9 protein-coding genes are annotated in these 8,794 nt (G+C 54.6%); 8 read left to right on the forward strand and 1 reads right to left on the reverse strand.

From position 1 onward, the window contains the following. Nucleotides 1-369 precede the first annotated feature (369 nt). Nucleotides 370-1,932 carry a bifunctional phosphoribosylaminoimidazolecarboxamide formyltransferase/IMP cyclohydrolase gene (purH, locus tag V6D20_10110; GenBank protein HEY9816133.1) on the reverse strand — a complete coding sequence of 521 codons (1,563 nt, stop codon included), beginning with the start codon at nt 1,930-1,932 and terminating at the stop codon, nt 370-372. Between the two features lie 197 nt (nt 1,933-2,129). Here purH and V6D20_10115 point away from each other — a divergent pair, with 197 nt between their 5' ends. From V6D20_10115 to V6D20_10150, 8 genes are all read left to right on the forward strand, one after another. Next, nucleotides 2,130-2,765 carry a dienelactone hydrolase family protein gene (locus V6D20_10115; GenBank protein HEY9816134.1) on the forward strand — a complete coding sequence of 212 codons (636 nt, stop codon included), beginning with the start codon at nt 2,130-2,132 and terminating at the stop codon, nt 2,763-2,765. Between the two features lie 24 nt (nt 2,766-2,789). Beyond that, the gene (locus tag V6D20_10120; protein ID HEY9816135.1) at nt 2,790-3,059 is read left to right on the forward strand and encodes a DUF2555 domain-containing protein; all 270 of its coding nucleotides are present in this window, start codon (nt 2,790-2,792) and stop codon (nt 3,057-3,059) included. A 102-nt stretch (nt 3,060-3,161) separates the two neighbouring features. Continuing rightward, entirely contained in the window at nt 3,162-4,370 is a 1,209-nt protein-coding gene (gene coaBC / locus V6D20_10125; GenBank protein ID HEY9816136.1) for a bifunctional phosphopantothenoylcysteine decarboxylase/phosphopantothenate--cysteine ligase CoaBC, read from the forward strand. 98 nt (nt 4,371-4,468) lie between these two features. Then, entirely contained in the window at nt 4,469-4,915 is a 447-nt protein-coding gene (gene ureE / locus V6D20_10130; protein ID HEY9816137.1) for an urease accessory protein UreE, read from the forward strand. After that, entirely contained in the window at nt 4,905-5,585 is a 681-nt protein-coding gene (locus tag V6D20_10135) for an urease accessory protein UreF (protein HEY9816138.1), read from the forward strand. Before ureE ends, V6D20_10135 begins: the two co-directional genes overlap by 11 nt. Nucleotides 5,586-5,655: 70 nt before the next feature. Next, the gene (ureG, locus tag V6D20_10140; GenBank protein ID HEY9816139.1) at nt 5,656-6,273 is read left to right on the forward strand and encodes an urease accessory protein UreG; all 618 of its coding nucleotides are present in this window, start codon (nt 5,656-5,658) and stop codon (nt 6,271-6,273) included. A 501-nt stretch (nt 6,274-6,774) separates the two neighbouring features. Next, nucleotides 6,775-8,154: an ABC transporter substrate-binding protein gene (locus V6D20_10145; GenBank protein ID HEY9816140.1), complete on the forward strand. Its 1,380-nt coding sequence runs from the start codon at nt 6,775-6,777 to the stop codon at nt 8,152-8,154. A 77-nt stretch (nt 8,155-8,231) separates the two neighbouring features. Continuing rightward, on the forward strand, nt 8,232-8,794 hold a 563-nt coding region (locus tag V6D20_10150; GenBank protein HEY9816141.1), incomplete at its 3' end, for a hypothetical protein.

Below are 8,794 nucleotides of genomic sequence, written 5' to 3' on the forward strand. Positions count from 1 at the left end.
GACGATACTATAAGTCAGGTTTAGTAGATTTAGCAGCATTTGCCGTGTTACTGCCCTCTTTGCTGACCCATTTGCCGTGCTATAGCGTATCCACAGCCACAGATGCTCAAAAACAAGAGCAAGATAGTCTGACGTTATTACCGTCACAAACTGAAAACCTACCCTATCTGTGAGCCTAAGTTTTGGCTATCTGCCCCATCTCTAGGCTAGCTCCTATGGGAAGCGTTTGTTATTGTGCCAACGCTCCTGCGTTGGCACCTTCCCTGGCGCTTCTGCAGCGATTGGGGTCTGGGCGCAGGAGCGCCGCGCTGAAGTATTCCCACGCTCAGCGTAGGAACAATATCTGTAACCTTGGATAACAAGGAACTCTTAGTGCAGAAAATGACGCACGCCGGTCATCACCATGATCAGCCCTAGCTCATTGGCTGCATCAATCGAGTCTTGATCGCGTAAACTGCCGCCGGGCTGAACGATCGCTCGAATGCCAGCTTGGGCCGCCGTGCGTACTGAATCATCGAAGGGGAAGAAACCATCGCTAGCCAAGGTAGCTCCCTGGGCGCGATCGCCTGCCTGCGCTAGAGCAATGCTGACGGCACCCACTCGGTTCATCTGCCCTGCCCCTACGCCGAGAGTGGTGCGATCGCGGGTGACCACAATACCGTTCGACTTGACATGCTTGGCCACCCGCCAGGCAAACATCAGTTCCTCCATCTCGTCGGTGGAGGGTTTGTGCTCGGTCACTACTCGCCATTCTGCAGGATTGGTGGCATGGTCATCCGCTGCTTGCACTAATAGACCACCCGCGATCGCCTTCACGGTTTGGGTAGGGCCAGACTGAAGATCGGGCAAAATCAACACCCGCAGCTTGGACTTAGCCGCCAACACCTCTCGGGCCTCCGGATCGCAACCCGGAGCTACTACACATTCCAAAAATGTCTTAGTCATAGCCTCCGCCGTGGCCTGATCAATCGGTTGATTGAGCACCACAATGCCCCCAAAGGCAGAAATGGAGTCGGCATCAAAGGCCTGGTGGTATGCCTGCACCAAGCTATCCCCTAGGGACACACCGCAGGGGTTGGTATGTTTGAGAATAGCCACCGCCGGGGTGCGATCGTCGAATTCTTTAATAATCCGCCGCGCCGCTTCTAGATCCACCAAGTTGTTGTAGCTCAACTCCTTACCCTGGAGCTTGTCCGCTGCAGCCCAGCCCGTGGGTACGGTGCCCGTGGTGTACCACAGAGCTGGCTGGTGAGGATTTTCACCATAGCGTAGGGGCTGATGAGCTTGGCCGATGATCGCAAGACGTTCCGGCAGCAGTTCTTGACCTTCAACGGCAGCATTCCCCGGTTCACTGCTCAAGTAAGTGGCGATCGCACAGTCATAGGTGGCTGTATGCCAGAAAGCCTTCTGGGCGCAGGTTTGGCGGAACGATTGGGACACATTGCCGTCGTACTGCTCAAACTCGCTCAGGTAGGCATCATACTGATCGGGATTGCAGAGTACCGTCAGGTGAGCATAGTTTTTCGCCGCCGCCCGCAGCAGTGTTGGGCCCCCAATATCAATATTTTCAATAGCATCAACCAAGGTGACATCCGGATTAGCAATGGTTTGCTCAAACGGATAGAGGTTGACCACCACCAAATCAATCGGACGGATCTCATTGGCCTCCAGATCCGCCGTATCTTCTGGCAGATTGCGTCGCGCTAGGATGCCCCCGTGGATGCGGGGATGTAGGGTCTTCACCCGTCCACCCAAAATTTCTGGCGATCCCGTGTAGTCCGACACCTTCGTCACCGGCAATCCTGCCTGTTTGAGCACCGCCGCCGTGCCGCCACTGCTGACAATATCAAACCCAAAATCTTCAACCAACCGCCGGGCAAACTCTACCAGGCCTGTCTTGTCTGAGGTGCTAAGCAGTGCTAACCGTGCCATGATTCCGTCCTTTCCAAGTCCAATACTTGCTGTTGACCGTTTGAGATCGGGCGTACCTACAGCGTAAGGATCTTATCGAAAGATGGGCAAATTGCGGAGAGTTTCTTTAGGAAAAAGACGAGGAACGCATACGCTAGGATAAACGATGGTGAGTTATAAACCTAGGAGTACGAGCCCTGAGCCTGAATGCGATCGCCATTCCCTCCGCCTCGACGGAAGCCGCTGGTCTGTTGGTGGGACTGCATGGTTGGGGAGCCAATGCCAAAGACCTAGCCACCTTGGCAGAATATATGGATCTATCGGACTACGAATTGCTCTTCGTCGATGCCCCCTTTCTCCATCCCCAAGGCTTCGGCGGACGCATGTGGTACGAATTTCCCTTGGGCTACGCCTTTGATACAACCCTCAGCGATCGCGACGACCTAGTCCAAAGTCGCCAGCATTTACACCAGTGGCTGCTGTCCCTAGAAGAACAGACCGGCATTCCCCTAGGGCGCACCTTTTTAGCGGGCTTCTCCCAGGGTGGAGCCATGGCGTTGGATGTGGGGATGCAGCTTCCCCTGGCGGGCGTCCTAGTCCTCAGCGGCTACCTCCATGGGCCGCTCAATACACCAGTTCAGCCAGCGCCGCCGACCCTATTGGTGCATGGTCGCCAAGACCAAGTGGTGCCGATTCAAGCCGCCCACCATACCCGCAGTCAGCTAACCGCCGCGGCCGTTCCTCTCACCTATTGCGAATTTGAACGCATGGGTCATGAGATCCAGCCCGCCGTCATGGAACAAATCCAAAGTTTTGTGGCTAGTATAGCCATGGGTTGGGGAGAAACGCCCTAGTATGGGAATAGACAGGCTGCATCGATGCGCGATCGCCTATTTGACGTAACCGATGCAGAATTGACAGCGGGGGGAGCCATGACAACACTGCAACACTTTTCAACGCCAGACGTATCGAAGGTAACGGAGGAAGACGTTGCCGAACTAGCCGTACGTCTCGATAAAGATGACTATGCCGATCCCTTTGCCGGATTGAATGATTGGCATCTACTGCGAGCGATCGCTTTCCACCGTCCAGAAATGGTTGAACCCTACCTTTATTTGCTGGATCTCGAAGCCTACGACGAATCCTAGATTCAGCCACCACCCATCCCTAGAGATGGGTCAGATAACCTTAGGGTCGGGGTGCAGCACTGCACCCCGATTTATTATGGTCAGATGAAGCGGAGGGTGGGAATGCCTCAACGGGTACTGATAGGAGTAGGTGGCGGCATTGCGGCCTATAAAGTTTGTGAAGTGGTCTCTAGCCTGGCCCAATCAGGTGTTGACCTGCGGGTGATCATGACGGCAGCGGCGGAGCAGTTTGTCGCACCTCTCACCTTGGCTACCCTAGCCCGCCATCCTGCCTATGGCGATCGCCATGAATGGACAGGCGATCGCGGCCGACCGCTGCATATCGACCTTGGGGAATGGGCTCAGGTGCTGGTGCTGGCTCCCCTGACGGCCAATACCCTGGGAAAACTGGCCCATGGGTTAGCCGATAACCTGCTCACCAACACGGTTCTAGCATCCACCTGCCCAGTGCTCCTCGCTCCCGCCATGAATACCGACATGTGGAACCAGGTGAGCGTGCAGCGCAACTGGCAGCAGATTCATCAGGATCCTCGCTACCATGCCGTTGGCCCCGGTGCCGGTCGCTTGGCCTGCGATCGCGTGGGAACAGGACGCATGGCAGAACCGGCGGAGATTCTAGCCCAGGTGCGATCGCTTCTCTATACCCAAGGTCGGCGAGACCTGGTGGGTCGGCATATCCTGATCAGCGCGGGCAGCACCCGCGAATTCCTCGATCCCGTGCGGTTTATTGGCAATCCATCCACGGGCAAAATGGGGATCGCCCTAGCCCAAGCCGCCCTGCATCGCGGCGCAACCGTCACCCTAGTTCATGGCCCCATGGATGCCGCTTTACAAACAGGACTCAACGGCGTGGAGCGATCGCCCGTCACCACCGCCGAGGAGATGTACCAATCCCTGCTCCACCATCTACCTCACGCTGATTGGTTGATCATGGCCGCCGCCGTTGCCGATGTGAAGCCCGCCCAAACCCATCGGCACAAATTACCTAAAGCAGAGCTGCCGGAGAGCCTGCCCTTGAGCAACGTCCCCGATCTGATCGCCACCCTCAAGCAGCACAAACAACCCCACCAGCGGTTTATTGGCTTCGCGGCCCAAACCGGCGATATTGTTACGCCTGCTCTAGACAAACTACGGCGCAAGGGACTGGATGCGATCGCCGCCAACCCCATCGACCAACCCCACAGCGGCTTTGGTAGCGACGATAATCAAGCCATCCTGATCGATGCCCAGGGCCGCCAGCAAGCGATCGCCCCTTGTTCCAAACTGGAGATGGCCCACCAATTACTTGATTTTGTGCAAGATTTGCCCTAAGTCTAAAAAGCAACGTGATGGTGGATCACGCCGCTTGATCCCTCACCTATCACCCATCGATCCCACGACCCCCATGACCGACCCCACCTGTACATCCTATGTTGACCCTGATTCAGCGGATCTCTGAAACCACCCCCAGCGACCTGCACCACATCCTGCCCCTCACCGCCGAGGAACGTACCCGCTGCCGCCGCCACCTTGAACCCGAGCCAGGGCTCTCCCTTTACCTCAACCTACCTCGGGGCACCGTGCTCCAGCATGGGGATATCTTGCTCTCTGCCGAGGGCGATCGCGTTCAGGTAATTGCCAAACCCGAACCCGTGCTCACCGTCACCGCCCACCATCCCCTCGATCTGCTGCGGGCTGCCTACCATCTAGGCAACCGCCACGTGCCCCTAGAAGTGACCTGCGACTATTTGCGCCTGTCGCCCGACCCCGTTCTCCAGGATATGTTGCTCCACATGGGGCTGCATGTTCACCCAGACACCGCCCCCTTCCATCCCGAAACCGGAGCCTACGGCAGCAGCACCCACCATGCCCACTAAATCTACCCAATCCCTGCTGCATCTGCTGCATCTCGCCAGCTCTACCCTCCCCGTAGGAGCCTTCAGCTACTCCGAAGGACTGGAGACCTTGGTGCAAGCTGGACAGATCACCCAGGTTGAGCAGTTGCAGCACTGGTTAACCCAAGATCTCACCTACGGGGCCATCCGCCTAGAGGGTCTGGCACTGGTGCAGGCCTATGAAACTACGCAGAACCAAGACTGGTCTGGCTTAGCCCAGTGGAACGACTGGCTATCGGCGGTGCGGGAAAGCTATGAACTGCGCCAACAAAGCTGGATGATGGGGCGATCGCTGACTCGGCTGCTCACCGCCATGGCTCCGGAGATGCAGGCGGCGATCGCGGCCGGAGGTGATCCCTGTAATTTTGCGATCGCCGTGGGTCTGGCCGCTGCCCAATGGCAGATTCCCCGCGACCAAGCCCTGCTAGGCTACCTCCACAGTTGGGCTAGCAATATGATCAATGCGGGCATCAAATTAATTCCCCTCGGACAAACCCAAGGGCAGACCCTGCTGCTATCGCTCTATCCCCAATTGGAAGAAACCCAGCGTCAGATTCTCGACCAGCCCGGTGATCCCAAAAGCTGCGGTTGGGGGTTAGCGATCGCCAGTATGAACCACGAAACCCTCTACTCCCGTCTCTTCCGCAGCTAGCCTAGTCCCCCAACCTTCCCCCTACCGTAGAACGCAACACCAGTCCCATTACCGTCAAGAAGCAGTCACCATGAATCCCTTCCGAGTTGGCATCGCTGGCCCCGTCGGCTCCGGCAAAACCGCCCTAGTAGACGCCCTCTGTAAAGCTCTCCGCGATCGCTACCCCATCGCCGTGGTCACCAATGACATCTACACCCAAGAAGACGCTCAGTTTTTGGTGCGCAGTCAGGCCCTCAGCCGCGATCGCATCGTCGGCGTTGAAACCGGCGGCTGCCCCCATACCGCCATTCGGGAAGATGCCTCGATTAACCTAATGGCCATTGAAGACCTAGAACGACGCTTCACCGACCTCGAACTCGTCTTTGTGGAAAGCGGCGGCGACAACCTAGCCTCCACCTTTAGCCCAGAGCTTGTAGACCTCACCCTTTACGTGATCGACGTAGCTGCGGGCGACAAAATTCCCCGCAAGGGCGGCCCCGGTATCACCAAGTCTGACCTGCTGGTGATCAACAAAATTGATCTTGCTCCCATGGTCGGCGCAGATCTGGGCGTCATGGAGCGAGATACCAAAACCATGCGCGGCGATCGCCCCTTTGTGTTCACCAACCTCAAACAACAGCAGGGACTGAACGACATCATCGATTTTATTCAGCTTCATATGGGACGCCCCAATGTAAAGAAACCTTAAGAATTGACGCCACGATCACCTGGCATCCGTATGCTCCCTCAGGCAGACGTAGCTAGCTCTAAACCAGCATTGTGACCCAAGTCTCTCGCCCAATTACGAAATAGTGTCCGTCCAGGGATATCTCTCAGGGGCGATCGCTATGACGATAAATTCCGCAAAAAAACAAAAAAAGGTAGTAGACAATACAATTGCCTGTTAGTTAACCGCCTTAATATCTCTCTGAAATCACTTTACTAAAGCCTAACAAGCAAGCTAATCAAGGTTCAGTCAGTTCCCCAAGGTTTCAGCTAAAACTCTCGTCATAGACGGTGTTTTAGCCATTTTGGGGCAGAGTTTTTGTACTCTTATGGGAGGCAACAACTTAAAACCAACCCTGACTTGAAGGCTTCTCTTTATCAGAGTCGTGCTGTCCATCAAGTTACTACGAGTGCTGTTTGATACAGCAAGACTCTTTAGCTATTAGTTGATTTTTGATGTGTCTGAGGTTTTAAGGAGAGCTGCATGGCTGAGTCGCGTGACCCTTTAATTAGATTAGGAATAGGGCGTCGGAAATTTATCAAATACGGCTCCATAGCCGTCGGCGCAGGCGTACTGAGCGCCTGTACCCGAGGGGAGGAAGCTCCGGCTGCTGACGGTTCTAGCGGCGCTGCAGGTGGTGGAGACACCGTGAAGGTTGGGGTTATGTATTCCACCACAGGAACCATTGCAATCGTTGAGAAGTCCCTACAGGACGCAACCTTCCTAGCAGTCGAACAAATCAACGAAGGGAAAGGCCCTTGGTCTGGTCGCCAGGGCGTTGGCGGCAAGCAAATTGAGATGGTGGTAGTCAACCCCGACTCAAACTGGGATTTGTATAACCAAATGTCCAAACGCTTGATCGAAGAAGATCAGGTTGTTTGCGTCCTCGGGTGCTACACCTCGGCTAGCCGTAAGTCGGTGCTACCCGTTTTTGAAGAAACAGACTCGCTTCTTTATTACCCGGTCTATTACGAAGGCAACGAATGTAGCTCCAACGTCATCTACACCGGCGCTGCACCCAACCAGCAAATCACCGACTCTATTCCCTACTGCTACGAAAACTTTGGTCCCAAAGGCTTCTTTATCGGCTCCGACTACATCTATCCTAAGGAAAGTAATCGGATTGCCAAGGCTGAACTCGAAGCTCTAGGTGGACAGGTGGTCGGTGATGAATATGCTGCCCTAGGTACCACTGAGTTCATCACGATTATCAACAAGATCAAGCAAGCTCAGCCAGACTTCATCCTCAGCAACCTAGTGGGAGACAGTATTCCTGCCTTCTACAGGCAGTATAAAGATGCTGGGATTACGGCTGACCAGATCCCAATCATGGCGTACCCCACCACGGAAGAAGAAATTCAAGCCATGGGGTCAGAATATGCTGAAGGTCACTACAGCAGCTTCAACTACTTCCAAACCGTAGACACCCCTGAAAACCAAGCCTTTGTTTCAGAATTTAAGGCTAAATTTGGGGATAACCGAGTCACCAACGGAGTTATGGAAGCCGCTTACCTGCAAACCTTCATCATGGCTCAGGCGATGGAGCAGGTGCTGGCAGCAGGAGACGAAATCAACACAGGAACCCTACGAGAAGCGACTCGGGGTCAGGTGTTCCAAGCACCTCAGGGCACGGTGAAGATTGATCCAGATAACTATCACACCTATCTGTATTCCCGGATTGGTAAGTGGCAAGCCGATGGACAAGCCGAGATTGTCTTCTCAACTGAAGCAGCGGTGAAACCCATTCCTTGGAGCCAAGCACTCTATAAAGGGCGCGTCTGCATCCACCCAACTCCCGACGATCGCAGCGATCCGACACAAGAAACTGGACAAGATCTACCAGTCGAACTACTGGAGGTCTAAGTCTCTTCGGGCTAGGGTTCTCATCGGATCACCCTAGCCCTGTTTATAACGATCACCGTAGCTGGGGCTAACCGTGAATGTTAGATTTTAGTATTTTTCCAACCAACCTCTTCTATTTAGCTCAAGAAGCGGCGGCAGCCGAAACCGGCGGCGTTAACCTTTACTCCGTCCTCAACCAGTTGTTAAACGGCATTGGGATTGTGGGCATTCTGCTACTCACAGGTTTGGGCCTCTCTATTACCTTTGGGGTGATGAGAATCATTAACCTAGCCCACGGCGAATTCATCATGCTGGGTGCCTATGTCACCTTCCTGATGCAGTCGATGTTTAACATGGATTTGCTGCTCACCATTCCTTTTGCCTTTCTGGGCGCAGCGCTGATTGGCGCACTCACGGAAGTGACAGTCATTCGGCGGCTGTATGGTAGACCTCTAGAAACCCTCTTAGCAACCTGGGGATTAAGCATTGTTCTTCAAGGGGTGATTAAGTTAATTTTCACCGCTCAGTTGAAATATGTAAGATCTCCGTCCTATATCTCAGGAAACCTGTCATTAGTGAACAGCCCTGATGGTAGTCCCCTCGTTGCCATTTCCTACTACCGTATTTTCATCATTGTTATTGCGCTATTGCTACTCGCTTT

The organism is Candidatus Obscuribacterales bacterium, from assembly GCA_036703605.1.
GTDB lineage: Bacteria > Cyanobacteriota > Cyanobacteriia > RECH01 > RECH01 > RECH01.

What these genes read in the sequence shown, in the direction of transcription:
- V6D20_10135 (HEY9816138.1), top strand. Translation starts at nt 4,905, where the DNA reads ATGCCCACTAAATCTACCCAATCCCTGCTGCATCTGCTGCATCTCGCC.
- purH (HEY9816133.1), bottom strand. Translation starts at nt 1,932, where the DNA reads ATGGCACGGTTAGCACTGCTTAGCACCTCAGACAAGACAGGCCTGGTA.
- V6D20_10145 (HEY9816140.1), top strand. Translation starts at nt 6,775, where the DNA reads ATGGCTGAGTCGCGTGACCCTTTAATTAGATTAGGAATAGGGCGTCGG.
- ureG (HEY9816139.1), top strand. Translation starts at nt 5,656, where the DNA reads ATGAATCCCTTCCGAGTTGGCATCGCTGGCCCCGTCGGCTCCGGCAAA.
- coaBC (HEY9816136.1), top strand. Translation starts at nt 3,162, where the DNA reads ATGCCTCAACGGGTACTGATAGGAGTAGGTGGCGGCATTGCGGCCTAT.
- ureE (HEY9816137.1), top strand. Translation starts at nt 4,469, where the DNA reads ATGTTGACCCTGATTCAGCGGATCTCTGAAACCACCCCCAGCGACCTG.
- V6D20_10120 (HEY9816135.1), top strand. Translation starts at nt 2,790, where the DNA reads ATGCGCGATCGCCTATTTGACGTAACCGATGCAGAATTGACAGCGGGG.